Genomic DNA, 20018 nt, shown 5'->3' with positions numbered 1-20018 from the left:
ACCCAACCCCACACACCGCACGCTCGCAACAGCGCCCCACCCCATGGCCATCCCCCATTTTCATGAGCTCACCGTCTCGCGCATCAGCCCCGAAGCAGCCGGCGCCGTGGCCGTCACGCTGGCCATTCCGCCCGCGCTGCGCGAGACCTTTGCGTTCGAGCCCGGCCAGTTCCTGACGCTGCGCGCCGACATCGACGGCGAGTCGGTACGCCGCAGCTACTCCATCTGCTGTCCGCGCAGCCGGCTAAACGTTGCGCACGAGGTGGAGGTCGGCATTCGCCCGATGGACGGCGGCGTGTTCTCGAACTGGGCCGCGACCCGGCTCAAGGCCGGCGACACGATTGAAGTGATGCCGCCCGACGGGCGCTTTGGCGTGCGCCGGCCGCGCGCCCTGCACCGCGTGGGGTTTGCGGCGGGCTCCGGCATCACGCCCATCCTGTCCATCATGGCCTCCACACTGGAGGAGCAGCCCGAATCCAAATTCACGCTGGTCTACGGCAACCGCCGCATGGCCAGCGTGATGTTCAACGAAACGCTGCAGGACCTGAAAGACCGCTACCCCTCGCGCCTCACGCTGATCCATGTGCTGTCGCGCCAGGCGCAGGAGGTGGAGTTGCTGCAGGGCCGCATTGACGGCGACAAGGTGCGCGCCGTCATCGCCGCGCTGCTGCCCGTGGGCAGCATGGACGAGGTGTTCATCTGCGGCCCCGAGGCCATGATCGAGGACACCGAGGCTGCGCTGCTGGCGGCCGGCGTGCCGCAGCGGCAGATTCACACCGAACGCTTTACCTCGCCCACCCTGGAAGCGCTGGCCCCGGCCGAGCGCCGGGCCGCCGTGGCTGCCGGCCAGCAAAAGGCCGGGGGCGGAACCGTCGCACTGACCGTGATGCTCGACGGCAAACCGAACGAACTGCGCATGGGGCGGGACGACCATGTGCTCGATGCGGCGCTGGCCGCGGGGCTGGATCTGCCCTACTCGTGCAAGGCGGGCGTCTGCTGCACCTGCCGCGCCAAGGTGATCGAGGGCGAGGTCCGGATGGACAAGAACTTCACGCTCGAGCCCTGGGAGATGGACAAGGGCTTTGTGCTGACCTGCCAGGCGCGGCCGTTGACGGACCGGCTGGTGGTGAGCTACGACGAGCGTTGAAAGCGCACCCGCAATAATGGCGGCATGTCTTCACGTTCCCGCCAGCGCCTCGCCGTTGCACTGATTTTCATCACCCCTGCCTTCTGGTCCGTCAACTACCTGATCGCGCGCCGCGCGCCCGGCGTGATCGAGCCGCACGTGCTGGCGCTGCAGCGCTGGCTCACGGCGGGGCTGCTTTTCTGCTTTTTCGCACGCACCGAGTTGTGGGCGCAGCGCCGGCTCGTCCTCGCCGACTGGCGCCACAGCGTCGTGCTCGGCGCACTGGGCATGTGGATCTGCGGCGCCTGGGTCTACCTGGGCGGGCACACTACCAGCGCCACCAACATCGCGCTGATCTACGCGCTGTCGCCGGTGATGATCGTCGTGATCTCCCGGCTCTGGCTGAAGGAGCCGTTCAGCGCCGTGCAGGCGTGCGGCGTGGCGCTGGCGCTGGCGGGCGTGCTGCACGTGGTGCTCAAGGGCGAATGGGCACAGCTGGCCAAGGTGCAGTGGTCGGTGGGCGACGCCTGGATCCTGGCCGCCACCGTGGCGTGGACGTTTTACTCGCTGCTGCTCAAGCGCTGGCCCAGCCCGCTCGGGGACGGCGCCCGGCTCGGCGTCGTCAGCCTGGCCGGCGTGGCGGTGCTGCTGCCGTTTGCCGCCTGGGAGGCCGCCTTCAGCCCCGTTCCCGCATTCTCAAGGGCCGGATTCGAGCTGGCGCTGGCGGCCGCCGTGCTGCCGGGCTTCGCCGCGTATCTCGCCTATTCGGTCATGCTGCGCGAGCTGGGCGCCGCGCGCGTCAGCGTGGTGCTCTACCTCGGGCCGCTGTATGCGGCCATCCTGGCCTGGCTGGTGCTGGGCGAGCCGGTGCACGGCTACCACGCCGTGGGCATGGCGCTGGTGCTGCCCGGCATCTATCTGGTCAACCGCCGGTCCGACTGACGGCCGGGGCCGCCCCACGCTGCGTCAGACCGCGGCCAGCGCCTGGTCCAGGTCTTCCAGCAGGTCATCGATATGCTCGATGCCGACCGACAGGCGCACCATGTTTTCCGAGACGCCGGCCTTGGCCAGCTCCTGCGGGTCGAGCTGGCGGTGCGTGGTCGAGGCCGGATGGCAGGCCAGCGATTTGGTGTCGCCGATATTCACCAGCCGCAGGAATAGCTTGAGCGCGTCCTGAAAACGGGCGCCGGCCGCGCGGCCGTCGGGCGCCTTCAGGCCAAAGCTGATGATGCCCGAGGCGCGCCCACCCATGAGCTTCTTGACCAGCGCATGGTCGGGGTGCTCGGGCAGGCCGGCGTAGTTCACCGTGGCCACCTTGGGATGCGCCTGCAGATGCTGCGCAATGCGCAGGCTGTTCTCGCAGATGCGGTCCATGCGCAGCGGCAGCGTCTCGATGCCCTGCAGGATCTGGAACGCGTTCATCGGGCTCAGCGCGCCGCCCAGGTTGCGCAGCGGCACCACGCGCGCGCGGCCGATGTAGGCGGCCGGGCCGAAGGCCTCGGTGTAGACCACGCCGTGGTAGCTCACGTCGGGCTCGTTCAGGCGCTTGAAGCGCTCCTTGTGCTCGGCCCACGGGAACTTGCCCGAATCGACGATCGCGCCGCCCAGGCTGGTGCCATGGCCGCCCAGGTACTTGGTCAGCGCATGCACCACGATGTCGGCCCCATGCTCGAACGGACGGCACAGGTACGGGCTGGGCACGGTGTTGTCCACGATCAGCGGCACGCCGTGGTCGTGCGCGACCCTGGCCAGCGCGGCCAGGTCGGTCACGTTGCCCAGCGGGTTGCCGATGGACTCGCAAAAGATCGCCTTGGTGCGGGCGTCGATCAGCCTGGCAAACGAGGCCGGGTCACGGTAGTCGGCAAAACGCACCTCGATGCCCATTTGCGGAAAGGTGTGGGCGAACAGGTTGTAGGAGCCGCCATACAAAGTAGAAGCCGACACGATGTTGTCGCCGGACGCGGTAATGGTCTGGATCGAATAGGAGACGGCCGTCATGCCGGAGGCCACCGCGAGCGCGCCCACGCCGCCCTCCAGCGCCGCCACGCGCGCTTCGAGCACCGCCGTGGTCGGATTCATGATGCGGGTGTAGATATTGCCCGCCACCTTGAGGTCGAACAGGTCGGCGCCGTGCTGCGTGTCGTCGAACGCGTAGGCCACGGTCTGGTAGATCGGCACCGCCACCGACTTGGTGGTGGGATCGGGGCTGTAGCCCGCATGCACGGCGAGGGTTTCAATCTTCATTCGTTGTTCTCCACAAAAGTCGACCATCCTAGACCGTCCTCGACCCGCTGTCGACGATCAAAACGTTACAAGCTCATAACCCCAGCCGGCGGCAGATTTCCAGCGTGGCGACCGACTGGTTCATCGTGTAGAAGTGCAGCCCCGGCACGCCGGCACCGCGCAGCAGCATGCACAGGTCGGTCACCACGTCCAGGCCAAAGGCGCGGATGCTCGCCGTGTCGTCGCCAAAGCCTTGCAGGCGCAGGCGAATCCAGCGCGGGATTTCGGCGCCGCAGGCATCGGAAAAGCGCATCAGCTGCGTGGAGCTGGTGATCGGCATGATGCCGGGGACCACCGGCACATCGACGCCGAGCTTGCGCGTCTCGTCCATGAAACGCAGGTAGGCCGAGGCGCTGTAGAAGTACTGCGTGATGGCCGAGTCGGCGCCCGCCTTGACCTTGGTGGCGAAGGCCTGCAGGTCCGCCTGCGGCGACTTGGCCTGCGGGTGCATCTCGGGGTAGGCGGCGACCTCGATGTGAAAGTGGTGGCCCGTTTCCGCGCGGATAAAGGCGACCAGGTCGCTGGCATGGTGGAACTCGCTGCCGGCGCCGTAGCCGCTGGGCAGGTCGCCGCGCAAAGCCACCAGCCGCTTCACCTTCATGGCCCGGAGCTGACCCAGTTGCTCGCGCACCGAGGCGCGGGTCGCGCCGATACAGGAAAAATGCGAGGCAGCGGCTACGCCTTCGGCCAGGATGTCGCGCACCGTGGCAAAAGTGCCTTCCTGCGTGGAGCCGCCCGCACCGTAAGTCACCGAGCAAAACTCGGGCTTTTGCGCATACAGGGCCTGGCGCACCACACGCAGCTTCTCAACGCCCTCGGGCGTTTTCGGCGGAAAGAATTCAAAACTGACCGGGAGGGTGGAAGGAGGGTTCATGGTTTGGTGGCGTAAACAAAAAACTCGCGGTTGCCGTCGCCGCCGGTGATGGCGCTGTCATACCAGCCCAGCACCTGCATCTGCAGGGACGCCAGGCTGTCGCGAATGCGCTGCTCGACCAGGGTGTAGAGCGTGGCGTCCTTGACGATGCCGCCCTTGCCGACCTGCCCCGGTTGCAGCTCGAACTGCGGCTTGACCAGCATCAGCAGCGCGCCCTGCGGCGCCAGCAGGGGCACCAGCGCGGGCAACACCAGCGTGAGCGAGATGAACGACAGGTCGCCCACGATCACCTCAAAATTTGCATCAAATGAGGCCGCAGCCCCCGCCACGTCTTCGCTATCAGCTATTAAATCAGTAGCATCCAGGGCGCGGGCGTTGACGCCCTCGATGCAGAACACGCGCGCGTCGCCGCGCAGGGCCGGGTGCAACTGGCCATGGCCCACATCCACGCCGACCACGCCGGCCGCGCCGTGCTGCAGCAGGCAATCGGTAAAGCCCCCGGTCGACTGGCCCACGTCCAGGCAGCGCTTGCCGGCCACGCTCAAACCGCTCTGGCGCAGCGCGCCCTCCAGCTTGAGGCCGCCGCGCGAGACGTAGCGCGCCTCGGCGGCGTCGAGCAGTTCAATGCGCGCGTCCGCGGGCACGTCGTCGCTGTTCTTGGCGATGGTTTTCCAGGCCGCGGCGTGCGTCATGGCGGGCTGCCAGCGCACGCCCGCCGCGATCAGGCGCTGGGCCTGCGAACGCGACGTGGCAAGGCCGCGTCCCTGCAGCAACTGGTCGGCGCGCATCTGTTCAATAGCGGTAGCTGTCGGCCTTGTACGGGCCGTTCTTGCTCACGCCGATGTAGGCGGCCTGCTCGTCGGTCAGCTCGGTCAGCATGGCGCCGACCTTCTTCAGGTGCAGGCGCGCCACCTTCTCGTCGAGGTGCTTGGGCAGCACATAGACCTTGCCGGCCTGGTAGGCGTCGGGCTTGGTGAAGAGTTCGATCTGCGCGATGGTCTGGTTGGCGAACGAAGACGACATCACGAAGCTCGGGTGGCCCGTGCCGCAGCCCAGGTTCACCAGGCGGCCCTTGGCCAGCAGGATGATCTTCTTGCCATCGGGGAAGGTGATGTGGTCCACCTGCGGCTTGATCTCTTCCCACTCGTACTTCTCGATCGACGCGACATCGATCTCGTTGTCGAAGTGGCCGATGTTGCAGACGATCGCCTGGTCCTTCATGGCGACCATGGTGTCGTGCGTGATAACGTTCTTGTTGCCGGTGGTGGTGACGAAGATGTCGGCCTTGTCGGCGGCGTACGCCATGGTCACGACCTTGTAGCCTTCCATCGCGGCCTGCAGCGCGTTGATCGGGTCGATTTCCGTGACCCACACTTGCGCCGACAGCGCGCGCAGCGCCTGCGCCGAGCCCTTGCCCACGTCGCCGTAGCCGGCCACGCAAGCCACCTTGCCGGCGATCATCACGTCGGTGGCGCGCTTGATGCCGTCCACCAGCGATTCGCGGCAGCCGTACAGGTTGTCGAACTTGCTCTTGGTGACCGAGTCGTTCACGTTGATGGCGCGGAACAGCAAGGTGCCCTTGGCGCTCATCTCGTTCAGGCGGTGCACGCCGGTGGTGGTCTCCTCGGTCACGCCGATGATTTCGGCCGACTTGCGCGTGTACCAGTTGGCATCGACGGCCAGCTTGGCCTTGATCGCGGCGTAGAGGATGCGTTCTTCCTCGCTGGTCGGGTGGGCCAGCACGCCCAGATCCTTCTCGGCGCGCTGGCCCAGGTGCATCAGCAGCGTGGCGTCGCCGCCGTCGTCCAGGATCATGTTCGGCCCTTCACCGGGCGTGCCCTTGGCGCCGAAGTCGAAGATGCGGTGGGTGTAGTCCCAGTAGTCGGTGAGCGACTCGCCCTTGATGGCGAATACCGGCGTGCCCTGGGCGGCGATCGCGGCGGCAGCATGGTCCTGCGTCGAAAAGATGTTGCATGAGGCCCAGCGCACCTGCGCACCGAGCGCCTGCAGCGTCTCGATCAGCACGCCGGTCTGGATCGTCATATGCAACGAGCCGGTGATGCGCGCGCCCTTGAGCGGCTGGGACTTGGCGAATTCCTCGCGGATGGCCATCAGGCCGGGCATCTCGGTCTGGGCAATATTGAGTTCCTTGCGGCCCCAGGCGGCCAGCGACAGGTCGGCAACAACGGAATCTTGGTGGGTGGCAGGTTTGAGAACAGCGCTCATGGTTAACTCCAAAAATGAATTTGAACAACCACGGGCTGCGGGGAAAAACTCACCGCACAGACCCGTGGGTGAGCGCAGTTGATGCACGGCGCGCCGGGTTTGGCAAGCCATGCTGTCCGAGCCTCGTCCACATGGTGTGAACTGCAACGCTCCTCGGAAGTGGCGTATTTTAGCGTGAAGCTCAGACGACGGGGTTGGGATGGACCCTGGCCGCGACAGGACTCACTGGAGAAGCCCGGGGTTGCTTTGCCAGATGGACCAGGTCAGCGCCGATGCAAAAGACACCCACACCAGGTACGGCAGCATGAGCACCGCGGCCAAACGGCGGATGCGCCAGAACGCGACGATGGTGGCGGCGATGAGCAGCAGCAACACCAGCACCTCTGCGGACGCCAGCGCCCCCTGGTGCCAGGCGAAGAAAAGCCACGACCACAGTGCATTGGCGGCCAGTTGCGCGACGAACAGCGTGAGCGCCTCTCGCGTTGCCCCCCGCTCGCGCCACACCAGCCATGCGGCCACGCCCATGAGTGCGTAGAGGACCGACCAGACCGGCCCGAAGACGGACGCCGGCGGCGCCCACGACGGCCGCATGAGTTGCGCGTAGAACGATGCCGCCTCGACCGATGCAATGGCGCCGACACCGGCCGCCACAAACGAGAGGACAAGCCAGGCAACGAGCCCCAGGAGTTGCATCTGACGGGAATGCGGCTGCAGGGTAGTGGTTGGCATGGGTCTAAAAAATGAGAGGGGACGCCCTGAACATTATCACTACGCCCTGGTCCGGCAAGCCGATGAGTCGCAGCAAAGGCCGCCTCTAATGCGTGCCCTGCACATGCTTTCGGCTTTTCGGCGCGGGGCGGTCTGCCACCATCTCGCCCGACAACCCCTTGAGAATGCCGCAGTCGGCGGCCGCGTTGGCCTCGCTGCATTGCTGGCGCAGCACCTTCAGCTGTTTTTCAAGCGATCGCAACTCGCGGATACGCTGCGCCACATGGCCGATATGCGCATCCAGCAGCTCGTTGACCGCCATGCAGTTCTCCTGCGGCGAGGCCTTGAAGCGCAACAGCGCGCGAATCTCGCCGAGTGCCATATCGAGCGTGCGGCAGTGGCGGATAAAGGTCAGCCGCTCGACATGCTCGTGGCCGTAGATACGGTAGTTGCCGTCGGTGCGGCCCGCTGGCGGCAGCAGGCCTTCACGTTCGTAAAAACGGATGGTCTCCAGCGGGGTGAGCGTCGCCCGGGCCAGTTCGCCGATCTTCACAGGCAGCTCCTTTCGAGGCCATTTTGAAACTGCTTGACTCTATACCGGCTACAGGGTTTTCAATAGAGGCCAGATGAGAAACCACCCCATGGCCGAAACCAGACACACCCCCGCCCCCGGTAGCGCAGACGGGTGCTGCGCGCCCGTGAGCGCGACGCCGCCAACGCCCCCGCCGCAGGGGACGCATGACGCTCACGCGGGGCATGATCACGATCACGACCAGCCAACGGGCGTTGCGCGCCTGGGCGCCGCGCTCGCGCTGGCGATCGGCGCGGAGGCGCTGCATTTCTTCGCCGGCGACGTCACCTCGCTGAAATATGCGGGGCTGGCCATCGCGGCCGTCGCGATCTGGCTCGCGGGCGCCGAGACCTATGCCAGCGGCATCAATGCGCTGCGCCGGGGCAGGCTGGGCATCAACGCGCTGATGAGCGTGGCCGTGACAGGCGCCTTCGTCATCGGCCAGTGGCCGGAAGCGGCCATGGTCATGGCGCTGTATGCCATTGCCGAGCTGATCGAGGCGCGTGCCGCCGGCCGCGCGCGCCACGCCATCCAGAGCCTGGTGGCGCTCGCGCCCGAACAGGCGGAGGTGCTGCAGGCGGACCAGCGATGGGCGGCCGTACACGCCGCCGATGTCGCGCTGGACGCGATCGTGCGTATCCGCCCCGGCGCGCGCGTGCCGCTCGACGGCATCATCACCGCAGGCCGCAGCGCCGTGAATCAGGCCCCGATCACCGGAGAGAGCCTGCCCGTGGACCGCACCGTGAGCGACATGATTTTCGCGGGCACCATCAACCTGACCGGCGAGCTGCAGTTCCGCGTCACGGCGGCGGCCGCCAACACCACGCTGGCCCGCATCATCCACGCCGTCGAGCAGGCGCAGGGAACGCGCGCGCCGACACAGCGCCTGGTCGATCGCTTTGCGGCGATCTACACGCCGTCCGTGTTCCTGCTGGCGCTGGCCACCGCGCTGCTGACGCCGTGGCTCATGGGCCTGACCTGGCTGGCGGCGCTCTACAAGGCGCTGGTGCTCCTGGTCGTCGCCTGCCCCTGCGCCCTGGTGATATCGACGCCGGTCACCGTGGTCAGCGCGCTCGCGGCCGCGGCGCGGCGCGGCATTTTGATCAAGGGCGGCAGCTACCTCGAAGGCATGCGCTTCCTGAAGGCGATGGCGCTGGACAAGACGGGCACCGTCACCGAAGGCCGGCCCCGACTGGTCGAATGGGCCACGCTTGAGCCGGGGGCCGATAAAGACGGCATTGCACGCATTGCCATGAGCCTGGCCGAGCGCTCCGACCATCCCGTCTCGAAGGCCATCGCGCAAGGGTTGGCGTGTCGGGCGCACAAGATCGACGGCTTCACCGCGCTGGCAGGCCGCGGCACGCAAGGAGCCATCGACGGCCACACCTACGTGCTCGGCAATCACCGGCTGATCGAGGAGCGCCAGCAGTGCAGCCCTGCGATCGAGGCGGCACTCGAGGTGCATGAAAGGCAGGGCCGCACCGTCACGCTGCTGGCCGATGAGAATGCCGTGGTGGCGATCTTTGCGGTCGCCGACACGATCAAGGCGTCGTCGCGCCAGGCCGTCGCGGAACTGAAGGCGCTGGGTGTCGCCACGATCATGCTGAGCGGCGACAACCGCGCGACCGCCGGCACCATCGCCCTGCAGGCCGGCATCGAGGAATCACACGGCCATCTGTTGCCGCAGGACAAGCTCGCGCAAATCCGGGCCCTGCAACAACGCTTCGGCGCCACCGGCATGGCCGGCGACGGCATCAACGACGCACCGGCGCTGGCGCAATCCGACACCGGCTTCGCGATGGGCGCGGCCGGCAGCGACACCGCCATGGAGGCCGCGGACGTGGTCATCATGAACGACGACCTGCGCTGCATCCCGGAAGCCATCCGGCTCTCGCGCAGGACCCACGCCGTGCTGGTGCAGAACATTTCGCTGGCGCTCGGCATCAAGGCCGTCTTCATCGTTCTCGCCCTGGCGGGCAGTGCGACGATGTGGATGGCGGTGTTTGCCGACGTGGGCGCGACACTGCTGGTGATTGCGAACGGCCTGCGGCTGCTGAGGCGCAAGACCGCGGCTGCTTGACGCCGTTCGCGGGCATTCAAGTGCCTCTTGACGGAAACGCCGACTTTAGGGCTGGTTTGGGCATAAGCGAAAATGACGCCACACGTTACACCCATCCGCACCTATTCAAGAAATCGACCGCATGCAGCACGCCTCTTACCTCGATGAAACCCGGCGCCGCCGCACCTTCGCCATCATCTCCCACCCCGACGCCGGCAAGACCACGCTGACGGAAAAGCTGCTGCTGTTCTCGGGCGCGATCCAGATCGCCGGCTCGGTGAAGGCGCGCAAGGCCTCGCGCCACGCCACCTCCGACTGGATGGAGATCGAGAAGCAGCGCGGCATCTCGGTGGCCTCCTCCGTCATGCAGATGCTGTACCGCGACCACGTGATCAACCTGCTCGACACGCCCGGCCACAAGGACTTTTCCGAGGACACCTACCGTGTGCTCACCGCCGTCGATTCAGCGCTGATGGTGATCGACGCGGCGAACGGCGTGGAGGCGCAGACACGCCGCCTGATCGAGGTCTGCCGCCAGCGCGACACGCCCATCATCACCTTCGTCAACAAGATGGACCGCGAGGTGCGCGAGCCGCTCGACATCCTCGACGAGGTGGAGCGCGAACTCGGCATGCCCTGCGTGCCGATGACCTGGCCGGTCGGCCAGGGCAAGAGCTTCGGCGGCATCATGAACCTGCGCACGCAGACCATGACGGTGTTCGACTCGGGCAGCGAGCGCCTGCCGCAGGACTTCGAAACGATCCCGCTGAGCGACCGCACCGCACTGCTCCAGCGCTTCGGCCACGAGTTCGAAACCGCCGAGCAGAGCATGGAACTGGCCGCTGGCGCCTCGCCCGCCTGGGACCGCGAGGCCTTCCTGGCGGGCAAGCAGACGCCGGTATTCTTCGGCTCCGGCGTGAACAACTTCGGGGTCATGGAAGTGCTCGACGCGCTGGTGGATCTGGCGCCCCCGCCGCAGCCGCGCACCAGCACCACGCTGGTGAATCGCCAGCCGGTGACGCGGGTGATCCAGCCCGAGGACAAGGACTTTGCCGGCGTGGTGTTCAAGGTGCAGGCCAACATGGACGCGAACCACCGCGACCGCATCGCCTTCGTGCGCATGGCCTCGGGCAAGTACACGCCGGGCATGAAGCTGCGCGTGCAGCGCACCGGCAAGGAGCTGCGCCCGACCAGCGTGGTGACCTTCCTGTCGCAGCGGCGCGAGGCGGTCGATGAGGCCTATGCGGGCGACATCATCGGCTTCACCACGCACGGCGGCGTGCAGCTCGGCGACACCATCACCGATGGCGCCTCGCTGCAGTTCACCGGCCTGCCGTTCTTCGCGCCCGAGCTGTTCATGACCGTGATCCTGAAGAACCCGCTGCGCACCAAGCAGCTGCAGCAGGGCCTGGCGCAGCTCGGCGAGGAAGGCGCGATCCAGGTGTTCCGCCCCGAGATCGGCGGCCCGATGCTGCTCGGTGCGGTCGGCCAGTTGCAGTTCGAAGTGGTGCAGCACCGCCTGAAGGGCGAGTACGACTGCGATGTGCGGCTGGAGGGTTGCCAGTACACCGGCGCACGCTGGATCACCGCCGACACGCCCGCCGAATTGAAAGAGTTCGTCAATGCCTACCCGGCGCGCATGGCACGGGACGCCGCCAACACGCTGGCCTACCTGTGCACCTCGCCCTACGACGTGCGGCTGGCGCAGGAGCGCTTTCCGAAGATCCATTTCCATCCGCTGCGCGAGCATGCGGGGCTGGCGTTGCAAAGCGCTGGCTGATGAAACCGCTTGCCGACTGGCCAGCGGCGGCGCGCCGCCACATCGTCGGCGTTTTCACCGACATCGACGACACACTGACCACCGACGGTGCGATCACGCCCGATGCCCTCGCGGCGCTGCACGCGCTGAAGGCCGCCGGCCTGCACGTGATCCCGATCACCGGGCGGCCGGTCGGTTGGAGCGAGCCCTTTGCACGCGCCTGGCCGGTCGACGCGATCGTGGCCGAGAATGGTTCGGTCGCATTGACATTGAATGAAAACGGCCGAAAGCCCATACCAGGTCTTCACAGTTCGCTATCAAAACTGTACCAACAGGATGCCACCACGCGCACCGCCAACTGCGCACGCATGCAGCAGGTGGCGCAGCGCGTGCTGCGCGAGATCCCCGGCGCGACGCTGGCGCAGGACTCGGCCGGCCGCGAAACCGACATCGCGATCGACCATGGCGAGTTCGCGCACCTGCCGCCCGAGCGGATTGCCCAGGTCGTGGCCCTGATGCAGCGCGAGGGCATGACCGCCACGGTCAGCAGCATCCACATCAACGGCTGGTTCGGCGAACACAACAAGCTGGCCGGCGCGCGCTGGATCGTGCGCGAACTATTCCATCGTGAGCTCGACGCGGAGATCGACCGCTGGGTGTATGTGGGCGACTCGACCAACGACCAGATCATGTTCGAGCATTTCCCGCACAGCGTGGGCGTGGCCAACATCCGGCGCTTCGAGGCCGAACTCGCGCACCCGCCGCGCTACGTCACGCAGGGTGAACGCGGCGCGGGCTTTGCGGAGCTGGCGCGCACCCTTTTGAATCCTGATGGCTAGCGCCAGCACGGTGCGCGCTCGCAGAGCCCAAGCCGGCGCCGTCTTGTAACGCGGCGGCAACACGAAGCTGCTATGGTGTCCGTCGTGCATCTACACGCCCGACGCATACACCGATGGCCCGCCGTTCCTCCTCCGCCGCTTCCGCCCTGACGCGCGCCTACCAGCGCAACGTCAAGGCGCTCACGAAGGCCACCCTGCAAGGCGGACGACGGATGGCCGGGCAACTGCAGCGTGCCACCGCAAAACACCTCAAACCACCGCCAGGACGCGGCGACTGGATCGCCGGCATGGCGCTCGGCCCGGCCGGCGCGCGCGGCTACCACCTGTATCGTCCACCGGATCTCAAGCTGCAGCCCGGGGAGCGCTTGCCTCTCATGGTCATGCTGCACGGCTGCGGGCAGACGGGCCGCGATTTCGCGGTGAGCACGCGCATGGACCAGCTGGCCGCGCACCATCGCTTTCTGGTGCTCTATCCGGAGCAGGACCGGCTGGCCAACGCCCAGGGCTGCTGGAACTGGTACGACCGCCGCTCCGGCAAGGCCGACGCCGAAGCCGCTACGCTGATGGCCGCCGTCGACCAGGTGTGCCTGCTGTACCGGGCGGACCGCGAACGCGTGGCCGTCGCGGGCCTGTCGGCCGGCGCCGGCATGGCGGCGCTGCTCGCCACGCGCTACCCGGTGCGCTTCCGGGCGGTGGCGATGCATTCGGGCGTGGCACCCGGCGCGGCCAAGTCGCCCGTGACCGCACTCGGCGCCATGCGCGGCCGGCATCCGCCGGCGCTACTGGCCACCGCCGTGGGCAAGGCGTTGGGCGCCGCGGCGGCCTTCACGACGCTGCCGCCACTGCTGGTGCTGCATGGCGATGCCGACGTCATCGTCGCGCCGAGCAACGCGCAAGACAGCGCCACCATCTGGGCCACGGCCACCGGCGCCGCGCCCGGCGGCCCGCGCGTCCTGCAACGCGGCAAGCGCCATCCGATGCGCGTGACCGACTACAAGCACCAGGGCCACACGTGCGTGACGCTGTGCCAGATCGCGCAGCTCGGCCATGCCTGGAGCGGCGGCGCGGCGCGCGCGCCGTTCAGCGACGCGGCCGGACCGGACGCCACGCGGCTGGTGTGGGCCTTCGCCTCGCGGCAGTTCGCCGCGGCAGAACACCAGACGCCATAGGCAGAACACCAGACGCCATAAATCACCCCCCATAATTGCCGCTGAAGCAGAGAGGCAATATGGCATTCACCCCGGCACAGAATCACCACGGCATCAAGGACAACCACCATCGTGGCCGAGTCGCCGACTTTCTTTCCAGCAAGATCACTCAAGGCAGTCACCTGTCGGTGGTGTCGGCCTATTTCACCATCTACGCCTACGAGGCGCTGAGCCAGCAGCTCGACGGCGTAGAGTCTCTGCAGTTCCTGTTTGGCGAGCCGCGCTTCATTCACGCCCTTGACCCCGACAAGACGGACAAGAAGGCCTTCAAGATAGAAGACGAAGGCCTGGAGCTGGCCAACCGCCTGCAGCAGAAGGAAGTGGCGCGGCGCTGTGCCGAGTGGATCAAGAACAAGGTCGAAATCCGTTCTATCCGCGAGACCAACCTGCTGCACGGCAAGCTGTATCACATTGACGACGGGCGGCGCGAACACGCCCTCATGGGCAGCTCCAACTTCACGCGAAGGGGGCTGGGCCTCTCGACCGCACCGAACATCGAGCTCAACATGGTCGTCGATAGCGACCGCGACCGCGCGGACCTGAAAGTCTGGTTTGACGAATTGTGGTCGGACACTGCTCTGGTGGAAGATGTCAAAGCCAAGGTGCTGGAATATCTTGCTCAGCTCTATGTCGATCATTCTCCGGAGTTCATCTACTTCAAGACCCTGTTCCATGTCTTTGAAAAGTTCCTTTCGGGGCAGGAAGAAGCGGCGCAATTCTTTGACAACACCGCCATCACCGACACCGACATCTGGAAGGCCTTGTTTGAATTCCAGAAAGACGGCGTCAAGGGCGCTATCCAGAAAATCAACACCCACAACGGCTGCATCCTGGCCGACAGCGTGGGCCTGGGTAAAACCTATTCGGCGCTCGCCGTCATCAAATATTTCGAGCTGCGTAACCATCGCGTACTGGTGCTGTGTCCGAAAAAACTTCGTGAGAACTGGACGGTATACCTTGCGCAAAACGCCAGCCAGTTGAACCCCTTTCTCAAAGACCGCTTTGCCTACACCGTGCTGTCCCACACCGACCTGTCACGCGAGTCGGGCTACGCTGGTGACATTGATCTGGGCGCGCTGAACTGGGGCAACTTTGACCTGATCGTCATCGACGAGTCGCACAACTTCCGCAACAACGTCAAAGGCAAACGCGACGAAGAGGGGAACATTGTCAAGAAGAGCCGCTACGAGCGCCTGATGCAAGACATCATTCAGGCCGGCGTCAAAACCAAGGTAATGCTGCTCTCGGCTACACCGGTCAACAACGACCTGAAGGACCTGCGCAACCAGCTCTATTTGGTATCCGAAGGCCAGGACCACGCCCTGTTCCCATCCACCGGTATCGCCAGCATCAAGCAGACACTCGATACCGCACAGAAGACCTTTAGTGAATGGGCCAAGCGTGCCGGCGAGCGCAACCCGAAAGATCTGATGGACCGCCTGCCAGCAGGTTTTTTCACTTTGCTGGATGAGCTGACTATTGCCCGCTCACGCAAGCACATTCAGAAATACTATCGTGCGTCCTTGGCACAAATCGGCCACTTCCCCAAGCGGACCAAGCCAGTTTCCATTTACTCGGACATCGACAAAAAACACCGCTTCCCCACCTATGACAAGCTGAATGAGGAGATTGAAAAATACCAACTCTCTTTGTTCAAACCGTCCACTTATGTTCTGCCCCAGTTCAAGGACCAGTACCAGGGCGAAGTCAATGTACGCAACTTCAGCCAGGAGACGCGTGAGAAATTCCTGATCGGCATGATGAAGGTCAATTTTCTCAAGCGGTTAGAAAGTTCAGTGAAATCGTTTGCCATCACGATGGAGCGCACCGTGGGCAAGATTGAGAATCTGGAGGAGCGCCTTAGCGCCTACCAAAAACTGCGCAACGGGAGGGCAGAGGATTTACAAGCCACCCTGTTCCTCATGGAGGCCGAAGAAGACGAAGAACTGCGCGAGGCCTTCGAGGTGGGCACGCTCAAATACCACATGGAGCACATGGACGTGGACCGTTGGCTGGCCGACCTGTCGGCCGACAAACAGCAACTGTCCATGCTCGCGGAGAGTGCGGGTGGCGTTGGTCCGGAACGCGACGCCAAGCTGGAGGAACTCAAGACCCTGATCAAAACCAAAACCACCCACCCCAGCACCAACAACCGGGGTGAAGCTAACCGCAAGGTCATCGTGTTCTGCGCATTTGCCGACACGGCGGCTTATCTGTATGAACAACTGGAAGCTTGGGCCACGCAGTCGCTCAAGCTCAATATCGCGTTGGTCTCCGGCGGCGCGCGCCCCAACCGCAGCACCTTCGGCAAGGCAGACTTCAATCAGATACTCACCAACTTCGCGCCCCGCGCCAAACAGCGCGACAAGATGCCCAGCATGCCGCAGGACGGCGAGATCGATATCCTGATCGCCACCGACTGCATCTCGGAGGGTCAGAACCTGCAAGACTGCGACCTGCTGGTCAACTACGACATCCACTGGAATCCGGTGCGCATCATCCAGCGCTTTGGCCGAATAGACCGTATCGGCAGTCCCAACGCCAGCATTCAGCTTGTCAACTTCTGGCCCACGCCCGACCTGAACAAGTACATCAACCTGAAAAACCGCGTCGAAGCGCGCATGGCACTGGTAGATATATCGGCCAGCAACGGTGATGCAAGCGGATTGGACCGGCTGCCTGCAGCGGATCGAGATGTTCAAAAACGTGGTGATGAATCCCTACTCACACCCCAGCGCGCCGAACATTCCACGGCAGGAAGTAGTGGACGCTACGACTGCAGTGGAGAGGTTTCTGGAATTGGTAAGGAAAAAATAAACAACACAGGAGGAGAATTTGATGACGGACCACTTGTTGATTTTGGGTGCGGGCGTGGACCGCACGACCGGTATCGACTTCCCGTTGGCAAATACATTGCTTGCGGATGTTACGCGCTACCTGGATGGACCCGGAAAACCGGTAGACGACGCCTTGCGTGAAATGTTGCCGGGCCTGCGATTCAGCTTTAACTACATGATCGCGCGCGCGGTAGACAAGATTGCAACGCGGGAAGCGCACGAGCAAAAAGCCATGGTTCAGCGGGTGCACGAAGCCATTGCCACGCTGCCCGCCGACAAGGCCGACGTGCGAAAGCACGGTGATCTGATCATTCGGCTGTTCAACAAGCTGGCGACCATCGCAGAGCACAGCCAACTGGACGATGAAACAACGGCGCTCATTCGCGAAGTGTTCCCGAAAGACGCAGACGATTTGATCGATAGCGATTCGATTCTGGACATCCACAAACTGTCTTTGTCGGACACCTTCAAAGCAGTGCTCAAACGCACGCTGAAGCTGGGACTCAGTGGTGATCGGCATGAGGTGGCCGCGGCGCTGGGCGCTGACATGCTCAACATTGAAACCCTGCTGATTGAGAAGTTTCTGGGCTTTTACAACGATAAAACGGCAGACATTAAGAACTATCTCTACATCGCGTGGGCATTGTGGGCCTTTTTGGTTGCTCGTCAGAAGGAGGTTCTTGAAGCGCATGCGGACCAGGTCTTGCCCTTCTACGGCCATCTGCCCCACACCGTACGTGCTATCACGCTCAACTACACCTCATTCCTGAAAGAGCAATTGACCGACGGGCGCACAGTGTATTTCCATGGTGGATTGGCTGAGTACGTTCGCATGGACACGCGGGACCTGCTGCCTATTGAGGGAATCCTGACCCTTGATCCCGCCACGTTCATCCGTGAGCAGATTGCCCCCAATATCGATGTCAAAAATGAAGACATACGCCTGCAGCGCCACGTCATCCCTGCACTGGTCCCACCCTTGCGCCTCAAACCAATGTTGTCCCATAAGTACATCACCCTTTGGAGCGAAGCGTCTGACTGGATCAAGGCGGCGAAGCATATTGTTGTAGTGGGCTACTCATTCAACAATGCTGACGAGCATTTCAATGACATCTTGCGGGTACACCCTGACCGTCATGTCGACGTCATCGCACCGGAAGCGACCACAGACTATTTTCTGCAGCGGATGGAGAAGGTATTCGGCACGGCTGCCAGTCAGTACTCGCATTGCAAGGTGCAAGGACTGGATTGCCGGCAGGCTAGGAAAGTCAGGTTGATTGCAGCTAGGGCAGACCAAGTTGATGTGGCCAAACTTTTTGGCGATGCCTGATAGCTGACGTAACCTGACTGAATGGCAGATATCAGAATGAATCAACCAGTCCCCCCATCGCATTACCCCGCGCTGCTGGCCGACATTAAGCAGCGCATCGGGCAGGCCCAGACACGGGCGATGCTGGCCGTCAATGCCGAGCTGATTCGCCTGTATTGGGAGATTGGCCAGATGCTGGATGCGCGGCAGAAGCTTAAAGGCTGGGGCGCCGCGGTCATCCCCAGACTGGCGCGGGATATTCGCAACGAGTTGCCCGAAGTCAAAGGGTTCTCGGAGCGCAATATCAAGCGCATGCTGGCGTTTTACCGCGAGTATCCCGCGCTGCAATTTGTGCCACAAGCCGTGGCACAAATTGAATCGGCTGGAAAAGTGCCACAGCCCGTGGCACTTTTCCCGGCCGAATTGCTTGCGTCCATCCCATGGGGACACCACCTGCTGCTGATGGAGAAGATCAAGGATGCAGCAACACGCAGGTGGTACATGCAGGCAACCCTGGCCCAAGGCTGGAGCCGCAGTGTCTTGCAAATGCAGATCGAGACGAGCGCCCACGCACGCCAAGGCAAGACGACCAGCAACTTCGCGCTGCGGTTGCCACCGCCGCAGTCTGATCTGGTGCAGCAAACCCTGAAAGACCCCTACCTGTTCGACTTCCTGACGTTAGAAGAGCCGTTCCACGAGCGGGAATTGGAAACCGGGCTGATCCGGCATCTGGAAAAATTCCTGCTGGAACTGGGACAGGGATTCGCCTTTGTCGGGCGCCAGTACCACGTGGCGGTTGGCGAGCAGGACTTTTACATCGACCTGCTGTTCTATCACTTGCGGCTGCGGTGCTACATCGTCATAGAGCTCAAGCGCGGCGCGTTCAAGCCGGAATACGCCGGCAAGATGAACTTCTATTGCAGCGTGGTGGATGATGTGCTCAGGCACACGCAAGATGCGCCGACTATCGGACTGATCCTGTGCCAGCAGCAAAACGAAGTCATTGCCGAGTATGCCCTGCGCGGCGTGGACAAGCCAATTGGCATCTCCACCTTCGAGCTGACCCGCGCGCTGCCGGCCGAACTGGCGTCGAAACTGCCCAGCATCGAGCAGATTGAACAGGAACTGGGCGGCGGACCTGTTTGACTTGAGGTTTCAGCCAGCCGCCTGCGCGAACCCTTCGAGCACATTGACCGCATTGACGCCGACCTCTGCCACCGCGTAGCCGCCCTCGAAGACGAACACGGTGGGCAGGCCCGCGCGCGCCAGATCGGCGCCGACCTGCAGGTAGTCCGCGCTTTGCAGCGTGAAGCCCGAGATCGGGTCGCCCACGAAGGTGTCGAGCCCGAGCGAGACTACCAGCGCGCCGGGCTTGACGGCGGCAACGCCCTGCAGCGCTGTGTGCAGGGCGGCGCGCCATGCGGAAAAGTCGCTGCCGCGCGCCAGCGGCAGGTTGTGGTTGAAGCCGAGCCCGGCGCCGGCACCGCGCTCGTCGGCATAGCCCAGGTAGTACGGATACTCGGTGTGCGGGTCGCCGTGAATGCTGGTGAACTGCACGTCGGCGCGCTCGTAGAAGATCGCCTGCGTGCCGTTGCCGTGGTGGTAGTCGATGTCGAGCACCGCGACGCGCTGCACGCCCGCATCGCGCAGGGTTTGCGCCGCGATTGCCGCGTTGTTCAGAAAGCAGTAGCCGCCAAAGAAGTCGGCGCCCGCATGGTGGCCGGGCGGACGGGTAAGCGCAAAGGTCGCGCGCTCGCCTTGCAGCAGGCGCCGTGCGGCCGTGAACGCGCAGGCGGCGCCAGCGCGCGCGGCGGCCCAGGTGCCCGCGGTCAGTGGCGTGCCCGCGTCGAAAGAGAACAGGCCCATGCGTGCCGCAAAACTGGCGGGCAACACGTCGCTGCGAAAACCGCGGATGGGCCAGTACGAGGGCAGCGCATCGCGCTGCGCGTTGGCCGGGTCGAGCGCGACCCACTCAGCCCAGGCGAGCCGCAAAAACTCGATGTAGCGCGGCGCATGCACGCGCGTGATGGCCGCGTCATCGAACGCGCCCGGCGCCTCGATCGTGCCGAGGCCGCGCCGCTTGAGTTCCTGCAGCACGTAGTCGGCACGCGCCGGTACTTCGAAGCACGGCACGAGTTCGCCGCGGAACATTTCGGTCTTGCCATGGTGCAGGGCGTGCTGGTCGTTGTAGAGGGTCAGCATCTCGGTTCGCTTCTGAA

Annotated in this window: 15 protein-coding genes and 1 riboswitch; of the genes, 8 read left to right on the top strand and 7 right to left on the bottom strand. The window is 64.4% G+C overall.

The window, feature by feature from the left end:
- Positions 1-43: 43 nt before the first annotated feature.
- Together paaE and EUB48_RS02305 are read left to right on the top strand one after the other, a co-directional pair.
- Positions 44-1147: a 1,2-phenylacetyl-CoA epoxidase subunit PaaE gene (gene paaE, locus EUB48_RS02310; protein ID WP_142817438.1), complete on the top strand. Its 1104-nt coding sequence runs from the start codon at positions 44-46 to the stop codon at positions 1145-1147.
- Positions 1148-1171: 24 nt separating this feature from the next.
- Positions 1172-2068, top strand: coding sequence for a DMT family transporter (locus EUB48_RS02305; protein ID WP_142817437.1), 897 nt, complete (start codon positions 1172-1174; stop codon positions 2066-2068).
- 24 nt (positions 2069-2092) lie between these two features.
- On the opposite strand, the gene EUB48_RS02300 is transcribed toward EUB48_RS02305, so the two are convergent.
- The 6 genes from EUB48_RS02300 to cadR form a co-directional block, all read right to left on the bottom strand.
- Positions 2093-3370 carry an O-acetylhomoserine aminocarboxypropyltransferase/cysteine synthase family protein gene (locus EUB48_RS02300; RefSeq protein WP_142817436.1) on the bottom strand — a complete coding sequence of 426 codons (1278 nt, stop codon included), beginning with the start codon at positions 3368-3370 and terminating at the stop codon, positions 2093-2095.
- A 73-nt stretch (positions 3371-3443) separates the two neighbouring features.
- Positions 3444-4283, bottom strand: a complete 840-nt coding sequence (metF, locus tag EUB48_RS02295; RefSeq protein ID WP_142817435.1) for a methylenetetrahydrofolate reductase [NAD(P)H] — start codon at positions 4281-4283, stop codon at positions 3444-3446.
- Complete coding sequence (locus EUB48_RS02290; RefSeq protein ID WP_142817434.1) at positions 4280-5071, bottom strand: TlyA family RNA methyltransferase; 792 nt, start codon at positions 5069-5071, stop codon at positions 4280-4282. Before EUB48_RS02290 ends, metF begins: the two co-directional genes overlap by 4 nt.
- A gap of 4 nt (positions 5072-5075) precedes the next feature.
- Positions 5076-6509 carry an adenosylhomocysteinase gene (gene ahcY / locus EUB48_RS02285; protein WP_142817433.1) on the bottom strand — a complete coding sequence of 478 codons (1434 nt, stop codon included), beginning with the start codon at positions 6507-6509 and terminating at the stop codon, positions 5076-5078.
- Positions 6510-6572: 63 nt separating this feature from the next.
- Positions 6573-6670: riboswitch (S-adenosyl-L-homocysteine riboswitch) on the bottom strand.
- Positions 6671-6731: 61 nt separating this feature from the next.
- Positions 6732-7238: a TspO/MBR family protein gene (locus tag EUB48_RS02280; RefSeq protein ID WP_210411685.1), complete on the bottom strand. Its 507-nt coding sequence runs from the start codon at positions 7236-7238 to the stop codon at positions 6732-6734.
- Between the two features lie 85 nt (positions 7239-7323).
- Positions 7324-7770, bottom strand: a complete 447-nt coding sequence (gene cadR / locus EUB48_RS02275; RefSeq protein ID WP_142817432.1) for a Cd(II)/Pb(II)-responsive transcriptional regulator — start codon at positions 7768-7770, stop codon at positions 7324-7326.
- Between the two features lie 88 nt (positions 7771-7858).
- On the opposite strand from cadR, the gene EUB48_RS02270 reads away from it, so the two are divergent.
- The 6 genes from EUB48_RS02270 to EUB48_RS02245 all read left to right on the top strand — a co-directional run bounded on the left by EUB48_RS02270 (position 7859) and on the right by EUB48_RS02245 (position 18945).
- Positions 7859-9868: a heavy metal translocating P-type ATPase gene (locus EUB48_RS02270; RefSeq protein WP_244618302.1), complete on the top strand. Its 2010-nt coding sequence runs from the start codon at positions 7859-7861 to the stop codon at positions 9866-9868.
- Positions 9869-9989: 121 nt separating this feature from the next.
- Positions 9990-11627 carry a peptide chain release factor 3 gene (locus EUB48_RS02265; RefSeq protein ID WP_142817430.1) on the top strand — a complete coding sequence of 546 codons (1638 nt, stop codon included), beginning with the start codon at positions 9990-9992 and terminating at the stop codon, positions 11625-11627.
- Positions 11627-12445, top strand: a complete 819-nt coding sequence (locus tag EUB48_RS02260; protein WP_142817429.1) for an HAD-IIB family hydrolase — start codon at positions 11627-11629, stop codon at positions 12443-12445. The genes EUB48_RS02265 and EUB48_RS02260 overlap by 1 nt, the downstream gene beginning before the upstream one ends.
- A gap of 113 nt (positions 12446-12558) precedes the next feature.
- Positions 12559-13614: an extracellular catalytic domain type 1 short-chain-length polyhydroxyalkanoate depolymerase gene (locus EUB48_RS02255; RefSeq protein ID WP_142817428.1), complete on the top strand. Its 1056-nt coding sequence runs from the start codon at positions 12559-12561 to the stop codon at positions 13612-13614.
- Between the two features lie 59 nt (positions 13615-13673).
- Entirely contained in the window at positions 13674-16631 is a 2958-nt protein-coding gene (locus EUB48_RS02250; RefSeq protein WP_142817427.1) for a helicase-related protein, read from the top strand.
- Positions 16632-17856: 1225 nt separating this feature from the next.
- Positions 17857-18945, top strand: a complete 1089-nt coding sequence (locus EUB48_RS02245; RefSeq protein WP_142817426.1) for a PDDEXK nuclease domain-containing protein — start codon at positions 17857-17859, stop codon at positions 18943-18945.
- A 9-nt stretch (positions 18946-18954) separates the two neighbouring features.
- Here the strand turns inward: EUB48_RS02245 and EUB48_RS02240 are convergent, their stop codons facing one another.
- Positions 18955-20001: a histone deacetylase family protein gene (locus EUB48_RS02240; protein ID WP_142817425.1), complete on the bottom strand. Its 1047-nt coding sequence runs from the start codon at positions 19999-20001 to the stop codon at positions 18955-18957.
- Positions 20002-20018 lie beyond the last annotated feature (17 nt).

Source organism: Rhodoferax sediminis (assembly GCF_006970865.1).
Taxonomy (GTDB): domain Bacteria; phylum Pseudomonadota; class Gammaproteobacteria; order Burkholderiales; family Burkholderiaceae_C; genus Rhodoferax_A; species Rhodoferax_A sediminis.
Note: the sequence above shows the minus strand (reverse complement) of the source record. Positions and strands in the feature narration are given on the sequence as shown.

Coding starts and splice junctions, on each gene's coding strand:
- EUB48_RS02260 (WP_142817429.1), top strand. CDS start 11,627: ATGAAACCGCTTGCCGACTGGCCAGCGGCGGCGCGCCGCCACATCGTC.
- EUB48_RS02240 (WP_142817425.1), bottom strand. CDS start 20,001: ATGCTGACCCTCTACAACGACCAGCACGCCCTGCACCATGGCAAGACC.
- paaE (WP_142817438.1), top strand. CDS start 44: ATGGCCATCCCCCATTTTCATGAGCTCACCGTCTCGCGCATCAGCCCC.
- EUB48_RS02270 (WP_244618302.1), top strand. CDS start 7,859: ATGGCCGAAACCAGACACACCCCCGCCCCCGGTAGCGCAGACGGGTGC.
- EUB48_RS02280 (WP_210411685.1), bottom strand. CDS start 7,238: ATGCCAACCACTACCCTGCAGCCGCATTCCCGTCAGATGCAACTCCTG.
- metF (WP_142817435.1), bottom strand. CDS start 4,283: ATGAACCCTCCTTCCACCCTCCCGGTCAGTTTTGAATTCTTTCCGCCG.
- EUB48_RS02265 (WP_142817430.1), top strand. CDS start 9,990: ATGCAGCACGCCTCTTACCTCGATGAAACCCGGCGCCGCCGCACCTTC.
- EUB48_RS02290 (WP_142817434.1), bottom strand. CDS start 5,071: ATGCGCGCCGACCAGTTGCTGCAGGGACGCGGCCTTGCCACGTCGCGT.
- EUB48_RS02305 (WP_142817437.1), top strand. CDS start 1,172: ATGTCTTCACGTTCCCGCCAGCGCCTCGCCGTTGCACTGATTTTCATC.
- ahcY (WP_142817433.1), bottom strand. CDS start 6,509: ATGAGCGCTGTTCTCAAACCTGCCACCCACCAAGATTCCGTTGTTGCC.
- EUB48_RS02300 (WP_142817436.1), bottom strand. CDS start 3,370: ATGAAGATTGAAACCCTCGCCGTGCATGCGGGCTACAGCCCCGATCCC.
- EUB48_RS02255 (WP_142817428.1), top strand. CDS start 12,559: ATGGCCCGCCGTTCCTCCTCCGCCGCTTCCGCCCTGACGCGCGCCTAC.
- EUB48_RS02250 (WP_142817427.1), top strand. CDS start 13,674: ATGGCATTCACCCCGGCACAGAATCACCACGGCATCAAGGACAACCAC.
- EUB48_RS02245 (WP_142817426.1), top strand. CDS start 17,857: ATGAATCAACCAGTCCCCCCATCGCATTACCCCGCGCTGCTGGCCGAC.